This window comes from Georgenia sp. SUBG003, from assembly GCF_000715355.2.
In the GTDB taxonomy this organism is placed as follows: Bacteria; Actinomycetota; Actinomycetes; order Actinomycetales; family Actinomycetaceae; genus Georgenia.
In genome coordinates this window covers 1,285,101-1,309,346 of sequence record NZ_CP180204.1, presented here as the reverse complement: position 1 = coordinate 1,309,346, position 24,246 = coordinate 1,285,101, and the positions used below count along the sequence as shown (strand labels likewise).

Here is a 24,246-nt window from a genome sequence, read left to right as displayed (position 1 = left end):
GGGCACGCGGCCGAGCCGGCGGTCGCGACAGGCGGGTCGTGCGCGGCGGCGGGGGGGTTACTCGCGCGGGAAGCGTGCCCAGACGTGCTTGGCCGAGCCGTCGGCGTACCAGGCCACCTCGAGCGCGACCCGCTGGGCAATCTTCAGGCCGGCACCGCCCTCACCGAGCTCCCGGCCCTCGGAGATCTCGGGCGGCACCTCCGGCGCGTGGTCGATGACGTCGAGGACGAACTCCTCCGCCCCCTCGAGCAGGCGCACCCGGGTGGGCGGCAGGGCGTGGACGATCGCGTTCGTCGCCAGCTCCGAGGCGACGAGCACCATCCGGTCGGCGACGCCGCTCAGCCCGTCGGAGTAGGCGGCACCCCGCTCCCGCAGGGCGTGGGTGAGGTCTGCCCGGAACGTGGAGAGGTGCTCGCTCCTGTCGAGGAGCCAGTGCGCAGCCACCTCGTAGTCCTGCGGCGGGTACGACTCGGCCTGCAGCGGCTGGTTCACGGCTCTCCCTGGGGTCCGACGGCGACGCTTCATGGTCCGGGCAGCGGGCGTGGACGGCAACCGGGCGCGAGCCGTCGGCACCTTGGCCGGCCGGCGGGAGCGGGTGCGCCTCGCCCGCTTCCGCCGGCGGGAACGGGTCCGCCTAGCCCCGCTCGCCCCGCGCGGAGGCCGACTCTGCGGCCGTCTTGTGCCCGGCAGCTTCCATCTCCACGTAGCGGCGGGTCAGCCGCCCGGTGAGCAGCCGCGCGAGCGGGGCGAGCGGGCCGTGGTGGTGGACGCCGAGCGTCAGCGTGCTGCGCCCCTCCCCCGCCCCGGCCACCGCATGAGTGGCGAGCGTGCGCACCCCGGGTGACGTGGTCACCCACGCAAACGACTCCCCCGGGCGCCACACCACCACCTGCCACACCATCGCCGGTAGCCTCGGCTGCCGGATCCGGACCCGCGCACCCGGCCCGAGCGTGGTCGCACCGAGCACCTCGAGGGACGTGACCGACGCCGTCCGTCCCGGCCAGCGCGCGACGTCGGCGAGCACCTCCCACACCCTCGCGGGCGGCGCCGCGACCTCCACCTCGACGACGGCGGCGGACCGCAGCCCCGGGGACCGACGACGATGAACCATGACCACCTCCGGTGACGCGACGGGCATTCCCAGGATGGCGCGCCCGGCCAGCCGCGTCAGCCGGTCGGCGGCGCACCGGGTGCCGCCGGCCGGGAGCCGGCCCGGAGCCGGCGACGCGAGCGATGTGGTGACCTTTGTCCCGGTTTTCACCCGCCGCTGTCCGACACCCTTGTCCGGTAGGTCGAAAACCGCCCGACGAAGGGTTTCAGGCATGAGCACCACCGCATCCCGGCCGACGAAGGCCGAGCAGCGCGACGCTGCCCGGGAACGGGCCCGCGAGCTGCGCGCCGAGCAGGAACGCAGGGCACGGCGCAGCCGCCGCCTAATCGTCACCGCCGTCGTCGCGTTCATCGTCCTGGTCGCCGTGGCGGTGGCCGCGATCATCTCCCTGGGCAGCAGGAGCCTGCTGGACGACGTCGCCGCCACCCCCGCGCACACGACCGAGGAGGGGGCGGTGACGCTCGGCTCCGGCCTGGTGGCCGGCGCGACCAACGCCGGCGCGCCGGTGGTCGACGTCTACTTCGACTACACCTGCAGCTACTGCGGCGAGTTCGAGAAGATCAACGGTGAGGACCTCAACGAGGCGGCCGAGGCCGGGGACGTGACCCTCGCGCTGCACCCGGTGTCCATCCTGGACCGCTCGGGCGACTTCTCCGCCTTCTCGGGGCGTGCCGCCCAGGCCGCCGTGACGGTCGCCGACGGCGCCCCCGAGGCGTTCCTCGACTTCCACGAGGCCATGTACGCGCTGTGGGACGACGCCGTCGCGAGCGGGGCGGTCGAGGGCGGCGACGGCACCGGCGAACCCACCGACGCCGACATCGCGACGGCCGCGCTGGAGGCCGGCGTGCCGCAGGCCGTCGTCGACCGGTTCGCCGAGGGCGCCTACACCGAGTGGGTCGAGGCCAACACCGCCCAGTTCGGCCGCGACGGCTTCACCGGGACGCCGACCGTGCTGGTCGACGGCGAGCCGTTCCAGGAGTGGCAGGAGCCGGGCGCGCTCGTCTCCGCCGTCGGCTGACCGACGCCGGCGTTCGGCTTCCGACGGCGCCACGCTTCCCGGTCCGCGGGCGCGGCCCCCCTCACGGGGGCCGCGCCCTCGGTCAGTCCACCTGCCGGATGATCCCGTGGTCGTTCTCCACCGGGCCGGTGAGCTGCCAGCCCGACTCCTCGAGCTCGCGCAGCTCCTGCGCGAACGCCTCGAGCTTGCGCGCCGCCTGGGAGAGAGTGCGCGCCCCGTCCATCACCCATCTCGCCCGGACGACGTCGTCGCTCTCGTCGTCGTCCGACTCCTCCTCGTCGTCGTCGGCGAACAGGTCGTCGTCAAGCACGACCTCGTCGTCCGCGTACACGTCCGGCTCGTAGTCCTGGTTCGTCACGTCGCCCCCCTCCAGCCCGGCATCGTCCAGGGGCAGCGATCATCTCAGGCATCCGCGGACGAGACCATGGATTCGGGCGACGACCGACATGCAAGTCCCGGCCCCGCTCTCCTGCCGCACGCTCCCCCGGCACGTGCGGCCTTGCCTGGCCCCGGGCCACCACCTGCCGCGCGCGTCGCGGTGCGCCGCTGTGCGGACGCCGCCCCCGGCGCCGGCCACGCGATGCACCATGGCCGGGAACTCACCGTCGGCAGAAGAGTCGTCGGCAGAAGTGGAGGATGCGTGGAGGGCACACTGCCGGGGCTCGGCACGGTGATCAACGTGGCGGCCATCGTCGTCGGCTCGCTGCTCGGCCTGGCGGCGGGGCACCGGCTGCCGGAGCGGGTCCGGGACGTCGTCACCGACTTCCTGGGGCTGGTCACGCTGCTGCTCGCCGCACAGTCGGCCATGGCTGTGGCGGATCCGGTCCTGGCCGACGCCGTCGGAGTCGGCGCGCCGGTGCTGATCGTGCTCGGCGCGCTGCTGATCGGCGGCATCGTCGGCTCCGGCCTGCGCATCTCCGACCGCCTCGGCTCCCTCGCCGGCCGTGTCCACGCCTGGTCGAGCCGCCCCGGCACGGCGCGGCTCGAGACGTACGCCGCGCGCCAGAGGTTCGCCGACGGCTGGCTCACCGCCACCCTGCTCTTCTGCGTCGGGCCGCTCGCGGTGCTCGGCAGCCTCTCCGACGGACTGGGCCGGGGCATCGACCAGCTCACGCTCAAGGCGGTGCTCGACGGGTTCGCCGCCCTCGCCTTCGCCTCGACGTTCGGGGTGGGCGTGCTGTTCTCCGCGGTGTCGGTGGGGGTGGTGCAGGGGGCGCTGACGCTGGTCGGGTTCCTGCTGGGCTCGGTGGTGCCCGACGCGCACGTGGCTGCGCTGACCGCGACCGGCGGCCTCATGCTCGTCGGCATCGGGCTGCGTCTGCTGCGGATCCGCGAGGTCCCGGTGGCGGACATGCTCCCGGCGCTCGTCGTCGCGCCGCTGCTCACGCAGGTGGTCGTGCTGCTGCGCTGACGCCGCGGTCGGCAGCTCGGCCGGGGCACCGGACCGGGCGCCCCGGCCGGCGACGAAGACCGGCCGGCGGGCGGATCGCAGAAGATCGGCGAACCGGGCCACGGCGTCCGCGTCGGGCGACCGGGGATCGGGGGGCTCCGGAAGACGGACCGGAGCGGGCGCCGTCGTCTCCTGGTCCTGGACGTCGAGCGGAAGGTTGAGGACCACCGTCCGGCGCTGCTGGACCGCCGTGGCGACGGCCGCGACGGTCTCCTCGACGGCGGCCGCGGCGGAGGTGACGCGCACGGGGACGGCGCCGACCGCCCGGGCGAGGGCCTCCTGGTCGACGGCGAAGTTGGAGCTCGGCGAGGTCGCCTCGGGGGCCAGCACGATCAGCGGGGTCCGGCTCTTCGCGGCCTCGGCGATGCCCGTCATGGCGTTCGTCAGACCGCAGCCCTGGTGCACGCTCAGCGCCGCGGGCCCCCCGGAGGTGCGGGCGTAGGCGTCGGCCATGGTGGCCGCTCCGCCCTCGTGGCGGGCGGCGACGAACCGGGCGCCCGCGGCGACCATGGCGTTGGTGACGTGGAAGTTGCCGGAGCCGACGACGCCGAACACGTGGTCCACGCCGGCCTCGACGAGCGCGGCACCGACCGCCTGGCTGACCCGCACGGTCAGTCCTCGACGAGGGCGAGCACGCGTGCCGGCGAGCCGGAGCCGCCCACGATCTTCAGCGGAGCGGCGAGGATGACGGCGCCCGTGGGCGGGAGCTGGTCGAGGTTCTGCAGCTGCGCGAGACCGAACTTGCCGTTGCCGAGGAGGTACGAGTGGCACGGGAAGGCGGGCTCGAAGGAGTGGGCGGCGCCGGCGTCCGTGCCGACGGTCTCGACGCCGATGCCCTGCAACGGCGACTCCTCGGCCACCCAGCGCGCGGCCTCCGCCGACAGCCCGGGGCTCGCGGGCCCGGACTCGGTGTTGTTGATCATGTCCTCCTGGGTCACCCGCGCGGACCAGCCGGTCCGGCACAGCAGCCACCCGCCGGCGGGCAGCTCCCCGTGCTCGGCGACGAACCCCTCGATGTCGCTGACCTCGATGAGGAAGTTCGGGTTCTCGGCCACGCGGTCGGTGACGTCGAGGACGACGGCGGGGGCGAGCAGCGCCGTCGTCGCGACCTCGTCGACGTTCTCCCGCTCCGCGCCGGTGGCCCAGTGGCTGGGCGCGTCGAAGTGGGTGCCGGTGTGCTCGCCGGTGCGGAAGTTGTTCCAGTACCAGGCCGGGCCCCGGTCGTCGTAGCGGGAGATCTCCTCGAGCTGGAACCGGGCCGTCTGCCCGAACTGCTCGGGCAGCTCGAGGATCGGGGGTGTCGTGGCACAGCGGGGCGGTGAGGTCGACGACGCGGACGGCGCCCGAGGTCAGGGCGGCGACGAGGTCGGTCAGGACGGGCATGTGGGCTCCAGGGGGCGGCGTGGCGTGCGCGAAAGTGTGATCGGGAACATAGCGGAACGGCGGCGACCCGGGGCCGGCAGTCTCGGGAACGGCGGAGCCCCGACCGATCGATTCGGTCGGGGCTCCTGGTGCGCCGTCCTGCACCTCGACGCCACACACCGCGAGACGGCGGCGCTCGACACAGGCGGCGTTGCCGGCGGCGATGTCAGCCGATGCAGCCACCGAGAGCGATCTGGCCGTCGATCTCCGCAATCTGAGTCCGCACATCACCGAGTCGGGCTTGCAGGCCGGCAACGATCGCCTTCTGGGCACCGATCGCATCCTTGTTGGCCTTCTTGGCAAGCTCAAGATCACGCAGAGTCTTCTGGGCTGCAGTGACCTGTCCGTCCAGGTCGTCGAGCTGCTTCTGGAGATCCGCGAGCATCGCCTCCTTCGCAGAAACCTGGTTGTCCAGGTCATCGAGCTGCTTCAGCAGTGGAGCGACGCGTTTCTGGAGGTCGAGGATCTCCTGCTCCCTCGCAGTGATCTGACTGTTGAGCTGCCCCATCTGCTCCTGGAGGCCGTCGACGGTCATCGCAAGGCCTGCGAACTCAGTCTGCTTGCTCGCGACAGCAGTCTCCGCCGCCTCGAGCGCTGACCGCGCCTCGTCCAGCTCTCCCTCGGCGTCGGAAAGCTGGATCTGCCGCTCCCCGACTGTCCGCTGAGCCGTGTCGAGAGCCGCCTGCTGGTCCGCGAGGGTGGCGTTCAGGTTGGCCAGGTCAGCCTCCTTGGCCGCGACCGCGGCCCGGTTGTCGTCGAGGTCCTCCAGGAGAGTCGCCTCCTCCGCCTCGAGGGCGGCGATCTCGTCCTCCTGTGCGCGCAGGGCGGCAGTGGTGCTGCCGACGGCAGCCTGGAGCGTGGGCAGCTGTGCTTCGACGGACGCGATCGTCTCGACCTGCGCCTGGACCGCAGCCCCAGCCTCCTCGACCGCCGTGCGCAGGCCGGGAAGCTGTTCCTGGAGTCCAGCCAGCTCTGCCGTCTTGTCGGCGACCGCCTTGTTCGCCACCTCGGCGGCGTCCTGAGCAGCCTGCAGTGCCTTCTGGAGCTCACTGCTCTGAGCCTGCTTGCCGGCGAGCTGACCGTTGATCTGGCCGATCTGGATCTGCAGAGCCGCGAGGTCACCGCTCAGCGCGGAGATCTGTGCAGTCTTGTCATCGATCTGCGCGTCCACACCGGCGAGCACGGCTTGCTTCGCGGCTCGCTCATCCTGCAACTCTCGCTTGAGCCGCGAGTTGCCGTTGATCGCATCGATCCTGGCAGTGAGATCTGCTATCTCCATCTCGAGCGTTGTCTTTCGGCCCTGGAGCACGGAGAGCTCGCTCTGCGCCGTGGTGAGCTGGGCCTGCATGCGGGACTCCTGCGCCTCGAACTCGGCCAGTGAGCTCTCGAGGCCGACGATCTGCTTCTCGACCGCGTCGAGCTCGCCCTGCCTGGCGACGACGGCAGCAGCGGCTGCCGCGGCTTCCTGCTGCAGTTCGGTGAGCGCAGCCTCGGCCTCGGCGATCTGGTCCTCCTTGGCCGTGAGGGCGGCGGAAGCCGCGGAGGCGGCCTCCTGCCGGGACATCAGCTCAGCCTCTGCGGCGTTCAGCTCATCCTGCTTCGCCGCGAGCGCCTCGGACGCCGTGTCCGCAGCCTCCTGCCGACGGGTGAGCTCCTCCTTCGCGTCGGCTATCTCTGCCTGCTTGGCGGCCAGTGCGGTCTCGGCGGCCTGACCGTCGGCGTTGAGCTGCGTCAGCTCGCCCTCGGCGGTGGCGATCGCCGCGCGGGTAAACTCCACAGCGGCTCGGGCCGCGGTCTCGTCGTCCTCGGCCGTCTTCAGCGCCAACTGGGCATCGGCGACCGCGGTTTGCCTGGCGGTGACCTCGTCGGCTGCAGCTGCCGCCGCGTCCCGGAGCCCGACGAGCTCGTCGCGCGCCGTCGCCAGCGCAGCGGTCGCGGCCGTAATCTCCGCGTCCAGATCGGACTGCTCGTCCTTCATACCCTCCAGGGCGGTCTGAGCGGCTTTCACCTCGTCCTGCATTGGGGCGAGCTCATCCTGAACCTCCTGACGCCGACGCTCAAGGTCAGTGAGGTCCGCCTCGGCGGCGGCGATATCACCCTCAACCTGAGCCTGCTGGTCCCGGAGATTCGCGAGCCCGTTCGTAGCCGCCTCGAATTGGTCGTCGAACGACTTCTCCTCTTCCTCCAGCTCGGCGATCTTCTTGTCGAGGTCCGCGAGCTCGGACGACAGCCCGTCGGCCCTGGTCTGCAGGCTGGCCTTCTGGGCCTGAAGTTGCGCGACCAGCTCGGCGTTCTGCCTCGCGGCGGCCCTGAGCAGGTTGCCCTGCACGGATCCGCGGTGCGCCAGCTGGTTCACCACTCCGTTGCAGATCCCGGGGGTTCCGGCGGGCGAGGCAGCCACCGCCTGGGAGGGCAGGGCGAAGCTGAGCAGGCCGAGCGCCAGCCCGGGCACCAGCAGCGACCCGGTGACCCGACGGCGGGCGGACTTCTTCACGTTCTCGGGGTTCAACGCAACTCCTCGTCGAAAGCGTCATGCGCGGGTCCCGGACTTCCGGGAACTGACCTGCCGCGGCATCGGTGCGGTACGACGCCCATGAGGGCTCGGCCGTCGATGCGTGCTGGGAAGGACGGGGGTGTCGCGGCGAGTCGCCCCCGAGCCCGCTGGTGTCGCGTACCGGCTAGGCGGCCCCACGAGACGTCATGGCTGCGGGGCTCTGTCGCCCGGAACGCCGGGAGGCGCTCGTCGGCTGCAGGAGCTCGGGGTTTCGACCGCAGAAATCAGTCAGCAGCACAACCATGTACCTGAGCCCCCGGATCCGCCTCGAGCCTTCGGCAACCCTGTCGGGTCCCGGCGGCGGCCGCCGTCCAGGCGCCGTTCCGCAGGGCGTAGCACATCGTCTCCGAGCCCGTCCTGTACCGGAAATGGACGGATGAGGGCCGGATGAATTTTCGGAGGGTGAGGTGAAGGTGGCGCATCACGCACAGTTGCGCAGACCGCACATGGGGTTTCCGAACCCCGTAGCTCCGCCGCCACGTGAGGTGTGAACGATCCCACGACGCCCCGGGAATTGCGGTGACCGCCGTCCCGTTGTGCCCGGTGACCGTCTCCCCGGAAGGATCGTCATGACCACCTACGCCGTCACCGGAGCCAGCGGCCAGCTCGGCCGACTCGTGATCGACCAGCTGCTCGTCCGGGGCGTCGCCCCTGGCGCCGTCGTCGCGATCGCTCGCACCCCTGAGAAGATCGCCGGCCTGGCCGAGCGGGGCGTCCAGGTGCGCGAGGGCGACTACGACCGCCCCGAGACGCTCGACGCGGCGCTCGCCGGCGTCGACAGGCTGCTTCTCGTGTCGGGCTCGGAGGTGGGCAGGCGGGTCGCCCAGCACACCAACGTGGTGGAGGCGGCGCGGCGAGCCGGTGTGGGCCGCATCCTGTACACGTCCGTGCTGCGTGCGACCACGACGGCGCTCGTCATCGCGCCCGAGCACAAGGCCACCGAGGAGGCCATCCGCGCCTCCGGTCTTCCGTACACCATGCTCCGCAACGGCTGGTACACCGAGAACTACACGGGCCAGCTGGCGAGCTACCTCGCCCAGGGAGTCGTCCTGCACGCCGCCGGGGAGGGCCGCATCGCCGCCGCCACCCGCACCGACCTCGCCGAGGCCGCCGCCGTCGCCCTGACGGACGACGCCGGAGCGGACCTGGTCTACGAGCTCGGCGGCCCGGCCTTCACCATGGGCCAGCTTGCCGACGCCGTCACCGAGGTCACGGGCACCACCGTCGTGGCGCGGACTCTCGCCGCCGAGGAGCTGGTGACCGCCCTCACCGGCGCCGGGCTCGACGAGGGCACCGCGGGCTTCCTCGCCGCCGTGGACGCGAACATCGCCGACGGCGACCTGGACACCGACGAGGACGACCTCGAGCGCCTGCTGGGCCGCCCGGTGACCGGCCTCCTCGACGCCGTGCGCACCGCCCGGGAGTCGTCGCGCCAGACGGTCTGACCCGGGTGCAGTCGCTCCCGGCCCCCGGCTCTCCGGCCGCGGGTCGGCGAACGACGGGCGGGTCGTGGATCTCTCCACGACCCGCCTCTCCGCGTCCGCGCCCCTGTCAGAACGGGCTGGGCGTCAGGGTGTACTTCGTCTGGAGGTACTCGTGGATGCCCTCGGCACCGCCCTCGCGGCCGAGGCCGGACATCTTCCAACCGCCGAACGGGGCCGCGGCGTTGGAGACCACGCCGACGTTGAGGCCCATCATCCCCGTCTCGAGACGCTCGATCATCCGCTGCCCGCGGGCGAGGTTCTCCGTGTAGACGTAGGAGACGAGCCCGTACTCGGTGTCGTTGGCGATGCGCACCGCCTCGTCCTCGGTGTCGAACGTCACGATCGCGAGCACGGGCCCGAAGATCTCCTCGCGCAGGATGTCGCTGCCCGGGCGCACGTCGGAGAGCACCGTGGCCTCGTAGAACGTCCCGGGGCCGTCGATCGGGCTGCCGCCCGTGCGCACGGTCGCGCCGCGCCGGACGGCGTCGCCCACGAGGGCGGAGGCCTTCTCGACCGCGTCGGTGTTGATGAGCGGCCCGATCGTCACGCCCTCCTCCGTGCCGCGGCCGACGGTGAAGCCCCGGACGCGCTCGGTGACGCGGCGGGCGAACTCCTCGGCGACGTCGCGATGGACGACGAACCGGTTCGCAGCGGTGCAGGCCTGCCCGATGTTCCGGAACTTCGCCGCGATCGCGCCGTCGACCGCCTTGTCGAGGTCGGCGTCGTCGAAGACGACGAACGGGGCGTTGCCGCCGAGCTCCATGGACGTGCGCAGCACGCCCTGCGCGGCCTGCTCGAGGAGGCGCCGGCCCACCGGGGTCGAACCGGTGAAGGAGAGCTTGCGCAGCCGCGGGTCGCGGATGATCGGCTCGGACACCTTCCCCGAGGTCGAGGTGGTGATGACGTTGACGACGCCGGCAGGGACGCCGGCGTCCTCGAGGAGCTTGACGAAGTACAGGGTCGTCAGGGGCGTCAGCTCGGCCGGCTTGACGACGACCGTGCAGCCGGCGGCCAGCGCCGGAGCGATCTTGCGGGTCGCCATCGCCAGGGGGAAGTTCCACGGCGTGATGAGGAAGCACGGCCCCACGGGGTGCTGGGAGACGACCATGCGGCCGGTGCCCTCAGGGCTGGGCCCGTACCGGCCCTGCACGCGCGCGGCCTCCTCGCTGAACCAGCGGACGAACTCGCCGCCGTAGGCGACCTCGCCGCGGGCCTCGGCGAGGGGCTTGCCCATCTCGATCGTCATGAGCAGGGCGAACTCCTCCTTCCGCTCCTGGAGGAGGTCGAACGCCCGGCGCAGGATCTCGGCCCGCTCGCGCGCCGGCGTCGCCGCCCAGGCGGGGAAGGCCTCGGAGGCGGCCTCCAGCGCCGCCAGACCGTCGGCGGGCGAGGCGTCGGCGATCGTCCTGACCGGGTCCCCCGTCGCGGGGTCGTAGACGTCCAGCGTCCGCCCGCCCTCGGCCTCGCGCCACCGCCCGCCGATGTACAGGCGGTCGGGCACGCTCGCCAGCAGCTGGGCCTCGTGATCGTGGCTCATGGATCTCCTGTCGCCGTCGGGGATGCCGAGGCACCCATGATCCAACGTCAGGCACGTGCTTTCACCACGTGGTGCCGAGGTCGGGCACCGCCGCACCCGCGGCCGGAGGCGCTACCGTGAGAGGCCTGTCCGCAGAGAGGCGGAGAGGACGAGCGGCTCCGGGCCCCGGGGCGCCGGCGCTTCCGGGAGGGAGACGACAATGAAGCCCCTGCGTTGGCTGGCCGGCGGTCTGGTGTGGACCGTGGCCGCGCTCCTCGGCCTGGTCGGCGTGCTCCTGTGCGCGACCATCGTCCTGCTCCCCGTCGGCATCGCGGTCCTCATGCTCGCCCGGCGGCTTCTCTGGGTGTCCGCGCGGCTCACCCTGCCGAGGGCGGCACGGCACCCTGGCCAGGAGGCCGGCAGGGCGGCGAGGCGCCGGGCGAAGGCACTCCGCAAGACCGTCCAGGGCGGGCGCGAGCAGGTGCGGCGCAGAAGCGGGAAGGTGACGAAGAAGGGCGGGAAGGCGTTGAGGAAGGCACGCTCCACGTTGCGGTGACGGTCCGAGGATCGGTTCGCCGGGAGTGCCGAGACGCACCCACGTGAACCTCAGCACCGGTCAGCGGGTGGCGCTCGCCGCGTCCTCGGTCGACTTTTCGTTCCCGGCGACCTGCTCGCCAGGTTCGAGGATCAGACCGTACTTCGGTGCCTTCACCATCCTCGAGGCCGCGGGCGGCGCCGGCGCGACGGTGACGGACGGGCCGGCCTGCTCCACCGGCGCCGGGTCCTGGCGCATGGCGGCACGGGCGCTGTTGACCGGGTCCCGGACCAGGGAGACGACGATGTCGACGGTGGCGAGGAGCACCAGCACGACGCCGGGCACCCCCCACGACATCGGGTCGACCACCAGCGAACCGTCGGCGACGACCTTCGCCACGACACCCACCAGCGCCACCCCCGCGAGGACCGCGGGGGTGGTGACGCCCTGGAAGTCGCCGGCGCCGTACCGCTGGAGACGTGCCGCGGCCGCGGGCTGGGCCGCCAGGCGTCGGGCGCGCACGTGCCGGCCCGCCTCCCAGAAGTCGTAGACCTGCTGGCCGACGATGGCCGCCGCGGCGGCGACCTTGAACAACGGGTGGAGCCCCTCCACCATCAGGGTCAGCGCGCTGACGGCGAGGACGGCGGCGAGCGTGGCACCCCCGACCGCCGGGACGTGCCGGCGGTCGGTGATGAGGGCTGGCTGGGTCGTGTCGAGCTTGTTCATGGAAGCCTGGCCTACGGGGAGCGGACGGATACGACATCATCACCCGTACCGGACGCCGGCGTGAAGGACTTCAGACCCGTCTCGTCGCGGGCGCGGTGCAGCGCCGCGGGTCAGGCCGCGTGCGGGGCGGTCGTCGCGGCCAGCTCGGCCATCCTGGCCATCCCCCGCCCGACGTGCTGCCGGAACCGCTCTCTCGCGGCACGCACCGCTGCCGAGCCTGCCAGCTCGGGCGGGACGCGTGCCGGATTGAGCGACACGGTGTCCGACCATGCCCGGACGCGGGCGTCCGACCCGAAGGACGCCCGGGCGCCGAGGACCTGCTGGAGCGCCCAGTCGGCCGGGGTGTCGGAGAACGGCGAGGGTGGGCAGAGCCGGTTCTTGAGGCCGTCGTCGTCGAGCGTCGCCTCCACGTACCCGGCCAGCGCGGCGCCGAAGCACGCGAAGCCGAGCCGGATCGGCTGGACGGTGATCACGTCAGGGCGCCAGACCGGCACCAGCGGGCGGTAGCGCAGCCCCGAGGCGGCGCAGTGCACGACCACGGCGTCCGGCGCGATCGTGACGTCGCCGTGGTCGAGGACCAGCCGCCCGCGCTCCACGCGTCTGAGGTGGCCGAGCCTGACGACGTCGCCGATCGTGCGCAGCAGGTCCAGCTCCCAACGGCCGAGCGTCGGGATCTTCGCCATCGTGGGGGTCACGGACCGGTCTATCCGCAGCATCACCCCCGCCTCCTCCATCCGGAGGAACAGGTCGTCGGCCGATGTGGCCACCTCCGCCGCCTGGACGATGTCCGCCGCCGTGCCGAGGAACACCGCCGGGTCCGGCTGCACGGCGGCGCGGTCGAGCATCCAGGGCTCGCGCGGACGGACCCAGCAGATGTCGTCGGGGTCGACGCCGTTGCCGAGGAGCCAGACGCAGGCGTCCGCGGCGGTCTTGCCGGCGCCGACGACGACGTACTGCGACGGCGCCCGGTCGAGTCGGGCGAGCTCGTTCACCGGGACGACCCGCGCACCGGCCGCCACGTCGAACGGCGGAGGCGTCGTCGCCGGTATCCCCGGGGAGAGGTAGCGGGCGTCGACCACACGCGGCCGTCCGCGCACCTCGTAGCGCCTGCCGGACAGGCGGGAGACGAACCGGCCGTCGCCGAGGTAGTCGCAGCCCGGGTAGTAGGTCACCTTCCCCGTCCTGAGCATCCGCTGCATCACCCGGGTGTAGTAGGCGCAGATCTCCGGCGCCGTCGCCCGCTCGTGCATCCCCGCCTCGGGACCGGCCGGCTGGAGGCGGCCGTCGCCGAGCAGGGTCGAGGCGACGCCGTAGAACGACGACGCCTGGTGCAGACGCACGAACGGGTACGCGTCGAGCCAGTGCCCGCCGGGCGCGTGACGACGGTCGACGATCAGCACGGTGACGTCCGCGTGCTCGGTCAGCGCGTCCGTGAACGCCATCCCCGCCGCCCCCGCGCCGACGACGAGGTAGTCGGCCCCGAGGCTCTCGACCACGGGCCCATGCTCGTCCCGCCGGTTCCGGAGGTCAACGGACCCCTCGTGGTCGGGCTGCGTGACGGGCCGGCGCGCGGCGGGTCACCGAGGGCGGTAGCGGAGCTCCGGGCGGCCAGAACGGCCGCAGTAGACCGGTTCACGCTCGTACGCCCCGCTCGAGACAAGATGCTCGAGGTAGCGCCGCGCAGTGACGCGGGAGAGCCCCGTCGCGGCGGCGGTCTCGTTCGCGGTGAGGCCTTGCACGGCGCCGCGCAGGGTCGACCGGACGAGGTCCAGCGTCTCGCGTGACATGCCCTTCGCCAGGTCGCCCTCGACGGGTGTGCGCAGCGCCGCGAGCGCCGCGTCGATCTCGCCCTGGTCCATGACGGACCCCTGCCCGGACGCCGCCGCCCGGTAAGCGGCGTAGGCCTCGAGCCGTGCCCGCAACGCCGCGAACGTGAATGGCTTGACGAGGTAGTGCACGACGCCGTGCCGCACGGCGGTCCGCACCGACGCGAGGTCGCGCGCCGCGGTGACGACGAGGACGTCGGGAGCGCCGGGCAGGTCCCGCAGCGCCCGGCACACGTCGAGGCCGTGCATCCCGGGCATCGCCAGGTCGAGCAGCACGAGGTCGACGCCGCCGCGGGCGACCCGCGCGAGCGCCGCGTCACCGTCGCCGGCCACCGCGACCGTCCGGAAACCCGGCACGCGGTCGACGAACGTACGGTGTGCGCGGGCGACGACCGGCTGGTCATCCACCACGAGGACCTGGATCATGGCTCCCCCTTCTCCCCGGCTCCGGCGGGTGCACCGGCCGCCGCACCGGCCGGGAGCGGCAAACGCACGACAAAGCGCGCCCCGACGTCGCGCTCCACAACCACACTGCCGCCGAGACGCCGTACGGCCGAGGCCACCAGCGCCAGCCCGAGCCCACGCCCCTGCGGGCGGTCGTCGTCCGGGCACGGTTCCTTGGTGGTCCAGCCGCGCACGAACGCCTGGCGGGCCACCTCGGGCGACATTCCCGGCCCGGAGTCCGCTACCTCCAGCACCAGCTCGTCGTCGGCCACGGTGCTGCGGACGCGGACCCAGCGCGGCGGCTCCCCGTCGCCCGCGGCGTCGATCGCGTTGTCGAGCAGGTTCCCGAGCACGACGACCAGGTCGATCGGGTCGATCCCGGTCGACGGGAGCAGGGAGCCCGTCTCGAGCCGCAGCGTGACGCCCCGTTCCTCACCTGCCGCCGCCTTGCCGAGCAGGAGCGCGGCCAGAGGCGGCTCGGTGACCGCGCCGGTGACGGAGTCGACGAGCTCCTGCGCGTTCCCCAGCGCGGCGGTCGCAAAGGCGACCGCCTGGTCGTACTCGCCCAGCTCGACGAGCGCCACGACGGTGTGCAGGCGGTTGTCAGCCTCGTGCGACCTTGCTCGCAGCGACTCGCTGAAACCGCGCAGCGAGTCGAGCTCACCGGTGATCCGCACCAGGTCGGTGCGGTCCCGCAGGGTGGTGACCCAGCCGAGATCCACGCCCCCGGTCCGGGCAGGGACCTGGGTGACAACCAGGGTGTGCCCGCCGGCGGCGTGAAGCTCGCCGTCGCACTCCCGTCCGGATCCGAGCAGCTCGCCGAGCGCGGGGTCCAGCGGCAGGTCGCAGACGGGGTCACCGGGCCCGACGTCGGGGATTCCGAGGAGACGCCGTGCCTCGTCGTTGCACAGCACGACCCTGCGGTCGCCGGAGACCAGGACGAGACCGGCCCGTACCGAGTGCAGGAGGGCGTCGTGGTACGACTGCAGCCGTGCGAGACCGAGGTGCCCGAGCCCGTAGGTCTGGCGGCGCACGTGCCGGGCGATGAGCCAGGCGGAAACCGTCCCGAGCGCCAGGGCCCCGGCGGCGAGCAGCGCCAGCTCGAGCAGGGACTCGTGCACCCGGTCGCTGATCGCGTCGAGCTGGACCCCGGCGGAGACGAGAGCCACGACGGTGCCGTCGGCGCCATGCACCGGTGTGACGACACGGACCGAGCGCCCGAGGGTACCGGTGTAGTCCTCAGTGGTCGTACGTCCCGCCCGGGCGCCGTCGATCGTGCCCCGGAACAGCCGGCCGACCTGGGCGGGGTCCGGGTGGGTGTAACGGACGCCCTCCGGGCTCATCACGACGAGGAAGTCGACGTCGTTGGTCGCGCGCAGCTTCTCGACCGGCTCGGCGAGCGCCGCCGCGGGGTCCGGGCCCTCGACGGCCTCCACGAGCGACGGGTCGAGCGCCATCGTCAGGACGGTCGCGCGGGCACGCGCCACAGCCTCCGTGCGTGCGGACTCCGCTGCCTCGCGGGCGGCGAACCCCCAGCCGCCGAGGACGACCAGCAGCACGCTCAGAACCTGGAGCACCAGGATGCGGGTCGCCAGCGACGAGCGGTCCCGGTGCACCCACGGGGAGGACCCGCGCCTCATGACGAGACGGGACGACGGTCAGCCTGCATGCGACCAGTATGGACAGAACCGGCACGGATTCCGCAGGCCCTGGGCCGCTCCGCCCGTGAACAGAATGAAGACAACCGCCCGCAGGACTCCGTCAGGTCGATGGTCCCCGCGTCGAGGCGGTAGCCGCCCGAAGACTTGCGACGAACCACCCCGTACCCATCCGGCCGCGACGCGCGGCCGCCGTCGTCGAAAGGGCATTCGGATGGCCCCCCAAAGCGCTCCCGCCGCCTCTGCCGCGCCAGCACCGCCCGACGCACCGGACAGGCCCGCGGCACCCACACCTGCGCCCGCGCCCGCCAGCCGGCTCACGCCGGTGCGCCCGCTCCGCCTCCTCGTCCCCGTCCTGGTGGGCACCGCCCTGTGGTTCGTGCCCGCGCCGTCCGGCGTCGACGCCGCCGCGTGGCACCTCTTCGCCATCTTCGCGGCGACCATCGTCGGTGTCATCGCCAAGCCGCTGCCCATGGGGGCGGTCACCGTCGTCGGCCTCGTCGCGGTCCTCGTCACGGGGGTCCTCGAGCCCGAGGACGCACTGTCCGGGTTCTCGAACACGACGATCTGGCTCATCGTGGTCGCGTTCTTCATCTCGCGCGGCGTCATCAAGACCGGCCTCGGCAATCGCCTGGCGCTGTTCTTCGTCTCCCGCCTCGGGCGGAGCCCGCTCGGGCTGGCTTACGGACTTGCCGCGACCGACCTGGTGCTGGCGCCCGCGACGCCGTCGAACACCGCCCGGGCGGGCGGCATCATCCAGCCGATCGTCCGGTCGGTCTCTGCTTCCTACGGCAGCGAGCCGGGCCCGAGCGCACGCCGCGTCGGCGCTTTCCTCACCAGCAGCGCGTTCCACGTCAACGCCGTCACATCGGCGATGTTCCTCACGGCGATGGCTGGCAACCCGCTCGCGGCGCAGCTCGCCGGCGACCAGGGCGTCGACCTGAGCTGGGGGTCGTGGGCGCTCGCCGCGATCGTGCCCGGCGTCGTGTCGCTCGCCGTCGTCCCGCTCGTCGTGCGGTTCATCTACCCGCCCGAGCTGAGGCGTACCCCCGAGGCTGCCGCAGCGGCGCGCACCCAGCTGTCCGACCTGGGGCCGATGTCCTCCGCCGAGAAGGTCATGACCGGCACGATCGTCGGCCTGCTCGCGCTCTGGACGCTCGGTGACGCCTTCCTCGACATGTCGGCCACCACGACCGCTCTCGTCGGCCTGGTCGTCCTCCTCGCCACCGGCGTCCTGACGTGGGACGACATCAAACGTGAGACGCAGGCGTGGGACACCCTCGTGTGGTTCGCCGTGCTCGTGATGATGGCGACACAGCTCAACGCCCTCGGCCTCATCCCCTGGCTGAGCGGCGAGATGTCGACGATCGTCTCCGGGATGGGCTGGCAGTCCGCGTTCGTCCTGCTGACGCTCGTCTACTTCTTCAGCCACTACCTGTTCGCATCCAACACGGCTCACATCTCCGCCATGTACGCCGCCTTCCTGGCGACGGCGCTCATGGCGGGAGCCCCGCCGCTGCTCGCCGCGCTGGTCCTCGGTTTCATCTCGAGCCTGTTCGCCTCCGTCACCCACTACTCGTCCGGCCCGGCGCCCGTGCTGTTCGGCGCCGGCTACGTACCCGTCGGCGCCTGGTGGCGCACCGGCTTCGTCGTCTCACTCGTGAACATCGCCATCTGGATGGGCGTCGGCGGGGCCTGGCTGAAGGTCATCGGCATGTGGTGAACCGCCCCGCCGACGCACCCGCCCCCCGTTCCCCCCGCAGAGCTCCCCCGGATCGAAAGGAAGCACCCATGACCACCACAGAGAGCCCCACGACCGCCGTCGAGCAGCTCACCGACGTCCCCGCCGGATACCGCGTCGAGCACGACACGATGGGCGAGGTCCTCGTTCCCGTCGACGCCCGGTACGGGGCCCAGACCCAGCGTGCCGTGCAGAACTTCGCCATCTCGGGCACCGGCCTCTCCCGGCACCACATCGCCGCACTGGCCGAGGTGAAGCGGGCGTCCGCCCTGGCCAACGCCGAGCTCGGTGTCGTCCCCGTAGACGTGGCCGATGCCATCGTCGCGGCCGCCGACGAGGTGATCGAGGGTCGCTGGGACGCGCACTTCCCGGTGGACGTGTTCCAGACCGGCTCCGGCACCTCGTCGAACATGAACGCGAACGAGGTGCTCGCGACCCTCGCCTCCGAACGCGTCGGCTCGCCGGTGCACCCCAACGACCACGTGAACGCCTCGCAGTCGTCGAACGACGTCTTCCCGGCGTCCATCCACATCGCCGCGACCCAGGCCGTCGTCGGGGACCTGCTGCCCGCCCTCGGGCACCTGGCGGCGGCCCTCGAGGAGAAGTCCGCGGAGTTCGCCGACGTCGTGAAGTCGGGCCGCACGCACCTCATGGACGCCACGCCCGTCACGCTGGGACAGGAGTTCGGCGGCTACGCGGCGCAGATCCGGCGGGGCGCGGAGCGCCTCGAGGCGGCCCTGCCCCGGCTGGCCGAGCTGCCCCTCGGCGGCACCGCGGTGGGCACCGGGATCAACACACCGGCCGGGTTCCCGCAGCGTGTCATCGCCCTGGTCGCCGACCACACCGGGCTCCCGGTCACCGAGGCCCGCAACCACTTCGAGGCGCAGGGCGCGCAGGACGGGCTCGTCGAGACCTCGGGCGCGCTGCGGACCGTCGCGGTGTCGCTGGTGAAGATCTGCAACGACCTGCGCTGGATGGGCTCCGGTCCCCGCACGGGCCTCGGGGAGATCGCCCTGCCGGACCTGCAGCCGGGTTCCTCGATCATGCCCGGGAAGGTCAACCCCGTGATCCCGGAGGCCGTGCTGATGGTGGCGGCGCAGGTCATCGGCAACGACGCGACGGTCGCGTTCGCGGGGGCGTCCGGTGCGTTCGAGCTGAACGTGATGCTGCCGGTGATGGCCCGCAACCTCCTCGAGTCTGTCACCCTGCTGGCGAACGCGTCGCGGCACCTGGCCGACAGGTGCGTGTCCGGCGTCGTGGCCCATCGCGACCGCTGCCGCCAGCTCGCCGAGTCCTCGCCGTCGGTGGTGACCCCGCTCAACCGGCTCATCGGCTACGAGGCCGCTGCCGCCGTCGTCAAGCACGCCATGGCGCACGACCTGACGATCCGCGAGGCCGTCGTCGCGCTCGGCCACGTCGAGTCCGGCGCCATCAACCCCGGGCAGCTCGACGACGCTCTCGACGTGCTCGCCATGACGGTCGCCCCGACGGCGGGAGAGCGCTGATGCACACCGTACGCACCGACGTCGCGGTGATCGGAGGCGGCGGGGCGGGCCTGCGGGCCGCGATCGCCGCTGCGACCACCCACCCCGAGCTCGACATCACGGTCATCTCCAAGGTCTACCCGATGCGGTCCCACACGGTCGCCGCCGAGGGCGGAGCGGCGGGCGTGGTCGGGCAGGACGACTCCCTCGAGCAGCATTTCGCCGACACCGTCTCGGGCGGGGACTGGCTGTGCGACCAGGACGTCGTCGAGTACTTCGTCGAGCACGCCGCCGAGGAGATGTACCAGCTCGAGCGGTGGGGGTGCCCGTGGAGCCGGCAGGACGACGGCTCGGTCAACGTCCGCCGCTTCGGCGGGATGAGCCGTCCGCGCACGTGGTTTGCGGCCGACAAGACCGGCTTCCACCTGCTTCACACGCTCTTCCAGACCTCGCTGAGCCACCCGTCGGTGCGCAGGCTCGACGAGTGCCTCGCTCTCGAGCTCGTGGTTCACGAGGGCCGCGTCGCGGGGGTGCTCACGTACGACCAGCGGGAGGGCTACCCGGTCCTGGTCGAGGCGGGCGCGGTGATCATCGCGACCGGCGGCGCGGGACGCGTCTACGCCCAGAACACCAACGGCGCGATCGTCACGGGCGACGGCATGGCGATGGCCTACCGGGCCGGGGTGCCGCTCCGCGACATGGAGTTCGTGCAGTACCACCCGACCGGCCTGCCGGGTTCGGGCATCCTCATCACGGAGGGCTGCCGCGGCGAGGGCGGGGTGCTGCTCAACGCGGACGGCCGCCGCTACCTCCAGGACTACGGCCTGGGCCCCGAGACTCCGGTGGGAGAGCCGAAGAACAAGTACATGGAGCTCGGCCCCCGCGACCGGCTCTCGCAGGCGTTCTGGCACGAGCAGCAGGCCGGGCGCACGATCCCCACGCCACGTGGCGACGTCGTCCACCTCGACCTGCGACACCTCGGTGCGGCCTACCTGCACGAGCGGTTGCCGCTGATCTGCGAGCTCGCCGGGCAGTACATCGGGATCGATCCCGCGACCACGCCGATCCCGGTGCGCCCGACGGCGCACTACACGATGGGCGGCATCGAGACCGACCGGTCGACCAGGACGGCCCTGCCCGGCCTGTACGCCGTCGGCGAGTGCGCGTCCTCCGGCCTGCACGGCGCCAACCGGCTCGGGTCGAACTCGCTCGCCGAGCTGGTCGTGCTGGGCCGGGTCGCCGGTGAGGCGGCGGCGGCGCACGCACTGGCGGAGCCCACCGGGCCGGACCCCTACGTGCGGCAGGTCGCGGCCGACGCCGCGCACCGCCACCTCTCACTCATGGGACGCGGCACGGAGCGGCCGGCCGACATCCGCGCCGAGCTCGGACGCGCGATGGACGAGGGCGTCGGCATCTTCCGGACCCGCGAGGGCATGCTTGCCACGGCCGCGAAGATCTCGGAGCTGCGCGAGCGGTACGCGGACGTCCAGGTCGTCGACACCTGCCCCGTCTACAACACCGACTGGGCCGGTGCCGTCGAGCTCGGCGCGATGCTCGACGTCGCCGAGGTCATGGTCCACTCGGCCCTGGGCCGGCAGGAGTCCCGCGGGTCGCACCAACGCCTGGACGGCTTCACGGAGCGCGACGACGAGCGGTTCCTCACGCACACCCAGGCGTGGCGCACGACCGGCGGCACGCCCCGCATCGCTTACACACCCGTCACGATCACGACCTCCCCGCCAGCGACGCGCGCCTACGGCGACGCCGGCAAGGAGGCGGCGGTCGCCAGCACCGGAAGGAGCGCCCGATGAGCGCACCGCAGAACCACGCCCGACGCGACGGGGACGACCCGGCCGACACGGCCGCACCCGAGGGAGGCTGCGGCGGCGGCTGCGCAGGGTGCGGCTGCTCGTCCACCGGGCAGAGCCCGGACACCGCGGCGTCCGCGGTCATCGGCACGATCCGCATCCAGGTGCAGCGCTACCGGCCGGATGTCGACGACGCTCCGCACCTCATGGAGTACGAGGTGCCGTGGGGGCAGGACACGTCCGTGCTCGACGCGCTGACGTGGATCAAGGACCACCGGGACCCGACGCTGGCGTTCCGCTGGTCGTGCCGCATGGCTATCTGCGGCTCCTGCGGGTTCATGCTGAACGGCGTGCCGAAGCTCGGCTGCGAGCAGTTCGTGCGCGACTACGCCCCGGGGCCGCTGCGCGTGGAACCGCTCGAGAACATGGCGGTCGAGCGTGACCTCGTGGTGGATCTCGAGCCGTTCATGTCGGCGCTCTCTTCGGTCAGGCCCTGGCTGGTGGAGGATCCCGACCACCCGGTCGAAGGGCCTGCCAACACCCAGACACCCGAGCAGATGCTCGCGTACCACGACTACGCGATGTGCATCAACTGCATGCTCTGTTACGCGGCGTGCCCGCAGGTCTCCATCGCCGCGGACTTCCTGGGGCCGGCCGCCGTCACCGCCGCGGTCCGTTACAACCGCGACTCCCGGGACCACGGCTCAGCCGAGCGGCTGCCGCTGATCGACCGGGAGGACGGCCTGTGGTCGTGCACCTTCGTCGGCGCATGCTCCACGGCGTGCCCGAAGGGCGTCGACCCTGCCGCCGCCATCCAGCAGGCCAAGGCCGCGACCGCCGCGTCCTGGGCCGCCGAGTTCGTCCTTCCGCGCCACGGGGGGCAGCGATGAACGCGCCGACGACGCAGCTCACGGAGGACGTCCGCCCGATCGGTCCGGCCGACGTCGACGATCGGGTCCGCCCGGGGCCCGGAAGCACCCGGCCTCGGACCGCCCGCCGGCCGTACCGCAAGCCCGTGCCCCGCACGTGGTTCCTCGCGAACCGGGAGTACCGCGCCTACGCGCTTCGGGAGTTCTCCAGCGTCGTCGTCGGTTTTCTCGTCCTCGACCTGATGGTCGGCCTGGTGGCACTGCACCGCGGGCCGGACGCGTGGGCATGGTGGGTCGAACTCCAGACGAACCCGGTCAACCTCGCGCTCGCCGTGGTGGGCCTGGCGATGGCGGTCGTGCACGCCACCACGTGGTTCCAGGCCACCCCGAAGATCATCCGGGTGCGCCGAGGACGTCGCTACGTCGCCGACCGGTGGGTGGTCTTCCAGCACTACGTGCTCCTGGCGCTGTTCGCGCTCGTCGTCGTCCTGTGGCTCGGAGGTCTGTGATGCGTCAGTGGGAGGGGCGGACGAACGAGCCGCTCATGTGGGCCCTGTTCGGTGGCGGCGGCATGCTCGCCGTGTTCACCATGCCCGTGCTGGTCCTGGTGTTCACTCTCCTGGTGCCCTTCGGCGCGTTCGGCGGAGCCGACGGCACCTACGAGCAGGCGCACGCTTTCCTCACGCACCCCCTCGTCGCGCTCGGCGTGTGCGTCGCGCTCGGCCTGGTGCTGTGGCACTGCTGCCACCGGACATACCACGCTCTGCACGATCTCGGCCTGCACCCGCCGGAGGTCGTCCGCGCAGCGATCTACGGTGTTGCGCTCCTGACGCCCGCGATCGGGTTCGCACTCTGCCTCGCGGCCTGATAACACGACGGCGGCCCGCCGGGCTCGGCGCCTCGCGCGCCGAGCCCGGCGGTTCGTCCTCGACGACGCCCACTCTCTCGGTGCGACAGAGCCGGCCCGGCGGCGCGGTGCACCGGGGCTGGTCCGCGGCGGCACCGGCCTGGCGGTGACGTCAGAGGGGCGTCTCGCGTGCCGCCACGACGGCCGCCTGGGCCGCCGCCAGGATCAGCTCGTCGTCGGAGGCGCCGAGGCCGAACCTCGTCCGGCCCTTCCGGGCCTCGATCTTGGCGAAGAGCTCCTTGACGAGGTCCACGTGCGGCGGCTCCTGCCCGTCGCGCTTCTTCCAGCCGTTGCGGCGCCACGTGGGCGCCCACACCGTCGCGGTCTTCACGAGGGGCTCGGAGGAGGAGCGCACGAGCAGGTGGGCGTCGGGGGCGAGGTGGTCCAGCAGGTGCAGCGCGGCGACCAGCTCCCCCTCCCTGTCCGTCGCGTCCGGCAGGCCGCCCGACGTCGTCTCCCGGGTCTCCTGGTTCACATAGGCCCATCCGGTCGGACCGGGACTGGGAGCCGCGTAGGCGTGCAGGGCGACGACCACGTCGAACGTCGTGCCGGGCACCTGGACGGACGGCTTCGGGGCAGCCTGCTTCGAGGCCGGCCGCCGGCGCGGCGCCGACTCGGGCTCGCGCCTGGCGGGCGACGCCTTCAGCTGCTCCGCCAGGGGCTCGAGGAGCGGCAGGACCTCCTCCGCCCGCCACCGCACGAACGGCCGGCCGAGCGGCGAGACGTCCGGCTCCGCGAGCCCCCGGTCCAGCGCGTCGTCCGTCGCCTGGCGCCCCACCTTCAGGCCTGCCGCAACGAGCAGGTCACCGACCGACTGAGCGTCGATACCGAGCTGCCTGCCGAGCTCGTCCTGGTTGGCCCACGTCTCCATGACTCGTCCTCAGTTTCAGTCTCGTTGTCAGGGAACGACAAAGGCCATGCCGAGCGCTTCCGCGTTCCGGCACGGCCTCTGACCTGCGACTATGCGTCGGGCTGGCGGGATTTGAACCCACGACCCCTTGACCCCCAGTCAAGTGCGCTACCAAGCTGCGCCACAGCCCGTCTCCCACCAGCGCCTGGCCGGTCGGGACTGGAAGATGCTACCCCAGCCGTGACCCGCGATCCGAATCCGCCGGCCCGCCCGCCGCTGTGACTCCCGACACTGGCCCCACCGCGCCACGCTGGCCACCCGCAGGCGGCCTGTGTCGCGCAGGGCGTGACCGGTAGGTCGGGCTGCGCAGACGAAGTCGATCCGGGCGGACTTCCATCGCGCAACGTCACTGACCGAGGCGGCGGTGGGCGGGCGGCGAGGGGCGGACGGCGGCGGGGCGCCAGCATCACCGGCGGGCGGAGGCCGTCCCTCCGGCGGGCGCACGCGGCGGCGTCATCGCCGCTGTTCGCCTCCCCCTCTACGCTGGCCCGGTGATCATTCTCGGTCTCCGGGCCTCGACGACGCTGCTCGCCACCATGACGCTGGTCTGCCCGCAGTGCGAGAACCCCGCGGCGCACCGCCTGCACCGGATCGTCAACCGGTTCACGCTCTTCTTCGTCCCGCTGTTCCCCGTCTCCACCACACACGTCATGGACTGCACGTTCTGCGGTCTGCGCCGCACGCCCACCAAGGCCCAGGCGGAGAAGCTGCGGCGGCTGGCGGAGAGCGGGGAGCCGCTCGCACCCCCGGTGGACCGCCCGCGGCGTCCCTCCTGAGCGCCCA

At 72.6% G+C, this 24,246-nt stretch carries 23 protein-coding genes, 1 tRNA gene and 1 pseudogene; 12 read left to right on the top strand and 13 right to left on the bottom strand.

Annotated features, from left to right (window positions below; all coding sequences use genetic code 11):
• Positions 1–57: 57 nt before the first annotated feature.
• Complete coding sequence (locus DA06_RS06370) at positions 58–492, bottom strand: ATP-binding protein (protein ID WP_052436433.1); 435 nt, start codon at positions 490–492, stop codon at positions 58–60.
• Positions 493–634: 142 nt separating this feature from the next.
• The gene (locus DA06_RS06365) at positions 635–1,261 is read right to left on the bottom strand and encodes an SRPBCC family protein (RefSeq protein ID WP_418607171.1); all 627 of its coding nucleotides are present in this window, start codon (positions 1,259–1,261) and stop codon (positions 635–637) included.
• Positions 1,262–1,322: 61 nt separating this feature from the next.
• On the opposite strand from DA06_RS06365, the gene DA06_RS06360 reads away from it, so the two are divergent.
• Complete coding sequence (locus DA06_RS06360; RefSeq protein WP_043498369.1) at positions 1,323–2,129, top strand: DsbA family protein; 807 nt, start codon at positions 1,323–1,325, stop codon at positions 2,127–2,129.
• A gap of 82 nt (positions 2,130–2,211) precedes the next feature.
• Here the strand turns inward: DA06_RS06360 and DA06_RS06355 are convergent, their stop codons facing one another.
• Positions 2,212–2,487 carry a hypothetical protein gene (locus tag DA06_RS06355; RefSeq protein ID WP_043498366.1) on the bottom strand — a complete coding sequence of 92 codons (276 nt, stop codon included), beginning with the start codon at positions 2,485–2,487 and terminating at the stop codon, positions 2,212–2,214.
• Between the two features lie 282 nt (positions 2,488–2,769).
• Between DA06_RS06355 and DA06_RS06350 the strand changes: the two genes are divergently transcribed.
• Positions 2,770–3,540 carry a DUF554 domain-containing protein gene (locus DA06_RS06350; protein WP_418607168.1) on the top strand — a complete coding sequence of 257 codons (771 nt, stop codon included), beginning with the start codon at positions 2,770–2,772 and terminating at the stop codon, positions 3,538–3,540.
• A 196-nt stretch (positions 3,541–3,736) separates the two neighbouring features.
• A complete protein-coding gene (locus tag DA06_RS06345) occupies positions 3,737–4,021 on the top strand; it encodes a hypothetical protein (protein ID WP_418607166.1) in 285 nt (94 codons plus the stop codon).
• Here DA06_RS06345 and DA06_RS06340 read toward each other — a convergent pair.
• The 3 genes and pseudogenes from DA06_RS06340 to DA06_RS06330 form a co-directional block, all read right to left on the bottom strand.
• Positions 3,934–4,134: pseudogene (locus DA06_RS06340) on the bottom strand (thiamine pyrophosphate-binding protein); the annotation flags it as partial. The gene DA06_RS06345 and the pseudogene DA06_RS06340 sit on opposite strands and share 88 nt — an antisense overlap.
• 56 nt (positions 4,135–4,190) lie before the next feature.
• Positions 4,191–4,817 (bottom strand): cyclase family protein, encoded by a 627-nt coding sequence (locus DA06_RS06335; RefSeq protein ID WP_418607880.1) that lies wholly within the window; start codon positions 4,815–4,817, stop codon positions 4,191–4,193.
• A 350-nt stretch (positions 4,818–5,167) separates the two neighbouring features.
• Positions 5,168–7,510: a hypothetical protein gene (locus DA06_RS06330; protein ID WP_043498353.1), complete on the bottom strand. Its 2,343-nt coding sequence runs from the start codon at positions 7,508–7,510 to the stop codon at positions 5,168–5,170.
• Positions 7,511–8,124: 614 nt separating this feature from the next.
• Here DA06_RS06330 and DA06_RS06325 point away from each other — a divergent pair.
• Positions 8,125–9,000, top strand: a complete 876-nt coding sequence (locus DA06_RS06325; RefSeq protein WP_043498350.1) for an NAD(P)H-binding protein — start codon at positions 8,125–8,127, stop codon at positions 8,998–9,000.
• A 106-nt stretch (positions 9,001–9,106) separates the two neighbouring features.
• Here DA06_RS06325 and DA06_RS06320 read toward each other — a convergent pair whose 3' ends face one another.
• Positions 9,107–10,576 (bottom strand): NAD-dependent succinate-semialdehyde dehydrogenase, encoded by a 1,470-nt coding sequence (locus DA06_RS06320; protein WP_043498349.1) that lies wholly within the window; start codon positions 10,574–10,576, stop codon positions 9,107–9,109.
• A gap of 199 nt (positions 10,577–10,775) precedes the next feature.
• On the opposite strand from DA06_RS06320, the gene DA06_RS06315 reads away from it, so the two are divergent.
• Positions 10,776–11,111: a hypothetical protein gene (locus DA06_RS06315; RefSeq protein ID WP_052436430.1), complete on the top strand. Its 336-nt coding sequence runs from the start codon at positions 10,776–10,778 to the stop codon at positions 11,109–11,111.
• Between the two features lie 60 nt (positions 11,112–11,171).
• Here DA06_RS06315 and DA06_RS06310 read toward each other — a convergent pair whose 3' ends face one another.
• The 4 genes from DA06_RS06310 to DA06_RS06295 all read right to left on the bottom strand — a co-directional run bounded on the left by DA06_RS06310 (position 11,172) and on the right by DA06_RS06295 (position 15,726).
• Positions 11,172–11,816 carry a hypothetical protein gene (locus DA06_RS06310; RefSeq protein ID WP_043498347.1) on the bottom strand — a complete coding sequence of 215 codons (645 nt, stop codon included), beginning with the start codon at positions 11,814–11,816 and terminating at the stop codon, positions 11,172–11,174.
• Between the two features lie 110 nt (positions 11,817–11,926).
• Entirely contained in the window at positions 11,927–13,312 is a 1,386-nt protein-coding gene (locus tag DA06_RS06305) for an NAD(P)-binding protein (protein WP_043498345.1), read from the bottom strand.
• Positions 13,313–13,393: 81 nt separating this feature from the next.
• Complete coding sequence (locus DA06_RS06300) at positions 13,394–14,068, bottom strand: response regulator (RefSeq protein WP_043498344.1); 675 nt, start codon at positions 14,066–14,068, stop codon at positions 13,394–13,396.
• Positions 14,065–15,726, bottom strand: a complete 1,662-nt coding sequence (locus DA06_RS06295) for a sensor histidine kinase (RefSeq protein ID WP_052436429.1) — start codon at positions 15,724–15,726, stop codon at positions 14,065–14,067. The genes DA06_RS06300 and DA06_RS06295 overlap by 4 nt, the downstream gene beginning before the upstream one ends.
• Positions 15,727–16,069: 343 nt before the next feature.
• Between DA06_RS06295 and DA06_RS06290 the strand changes: the two genes are divergently transcribed.
• From DA06_RS06290 to frdD, 6 genes are all read left to right on the top strand, one after another.
• The gene (locus DA06_RS06290) at positions 16,070–17,467 is read left to right on the top strand and encodes an anion permease (RefSeq protein ID WP_043498342.1); all 1,398 of its coding nucleotides are present in this window, start codon (positions 16,070–16,072) and stop codon (positions 17,465–17,467) included.
• Positions 17,468–17,535: 68 nt separating this feature from the next.
• Positions 17,536–18,990 (top strand): class II fumarate hydratase, encoded by a 1,455-nt coding sequence (locus DA06_RS06285; protein WP_043498340.1) that lies wholly within the window; start codon positions 17,536–17,538, stop codon positions 18,988–18,990.
• Complete coding sequence (gene frdA / locus DA06_RS06280; RefSeq protein WP_043498338.1) at positions 18,990–20,780, top strand: fumarate reductase (quinol) flavoprotein subunit; 1,791 nt, start codon at positions 18,990–18,992, stop codon at positions 20,778–20,780. The genes DA06_RS06285 and frdA overlap by 1 nt, the downstream gene beginning before the upstream one ends.
• Entirely contained in the window at positions 20,777–21,667 is an 891-nt protein-coding gene (locus DA06_RS06275) for a succinate dehydrogenase/fumarate reductase iron-sulfur subunit (protein WP_418607163.1), read from the top strand. Before frdA ends, DA06_RS06275 begins: the two co-directional genes overlap by 4 nt.
• Complete coding sequence (locus DA06_RS06270; protein ID WP_043498335.1) at positions 21,664–22,155, top strand: hypothetical protein; 492 nt, start codon at positions 21,664–21,666, stop codon at positions 22,153–22,155. Before DA06_RS06275 ends, DA06_RS06270 begins: the two co-directional genes overlap by 4 nt.
• Complete coding sequence (frdD, locus tag DA06_RS06265; protein ID WP_043498333.1) at positions 22,155–22,514, top strand: fumarate reductase subunit FrdD; 360 nt, start codon at positions 22,155–22,157, stop codon at positions 22,512–22,514. The genes DA06_RS06270 and frdD overlap by 1 nt, the downstream gene beginning before the upstream one ends.
• Positions 22,515–22,665: 151 nt before the next feature.
• Here frdD and DA06_RS06260 read toward each other — a convergent pair whose 3' ends face one another.
• Together DA06_RS06260 and DA06_RS06255 are read right to left on the bottom strand one after the other, a co-directional pair.
• Entirely contained in the window at positions 22,666–23,424 is a 759-nt protein-coding gene (locus DA06_RS06260; protein WP_052436428.1) for an RNase H family protein, read from the bottom strand.
• A 96-nt stretch (positions 23,425–23,520) separates the two neighbouring features.
• Positions 23,521–23,594: transfer RNA gene (locus DA06_RS06255), tRNA-Pro, on the bottom strand.
• 360 nt (positions 23,595–23,954) lie between these two features.
• On the opposite strand from DA06_RS06255, the gene DA06_RS06250 reads away from it, so the two are divergent.
• Positions 23,955–24,239, top strand: a complete 285-nt coding sequence (locus DA06_RS06250; protein WP_043498330.1) for a zinc-ribbon domain-containing protein — start codon at positions 23,955–23,957, stop codon at positions 24,237–24,239.
• Positions 24,240–24,246 lie beyond the last annotated feature (7 nt).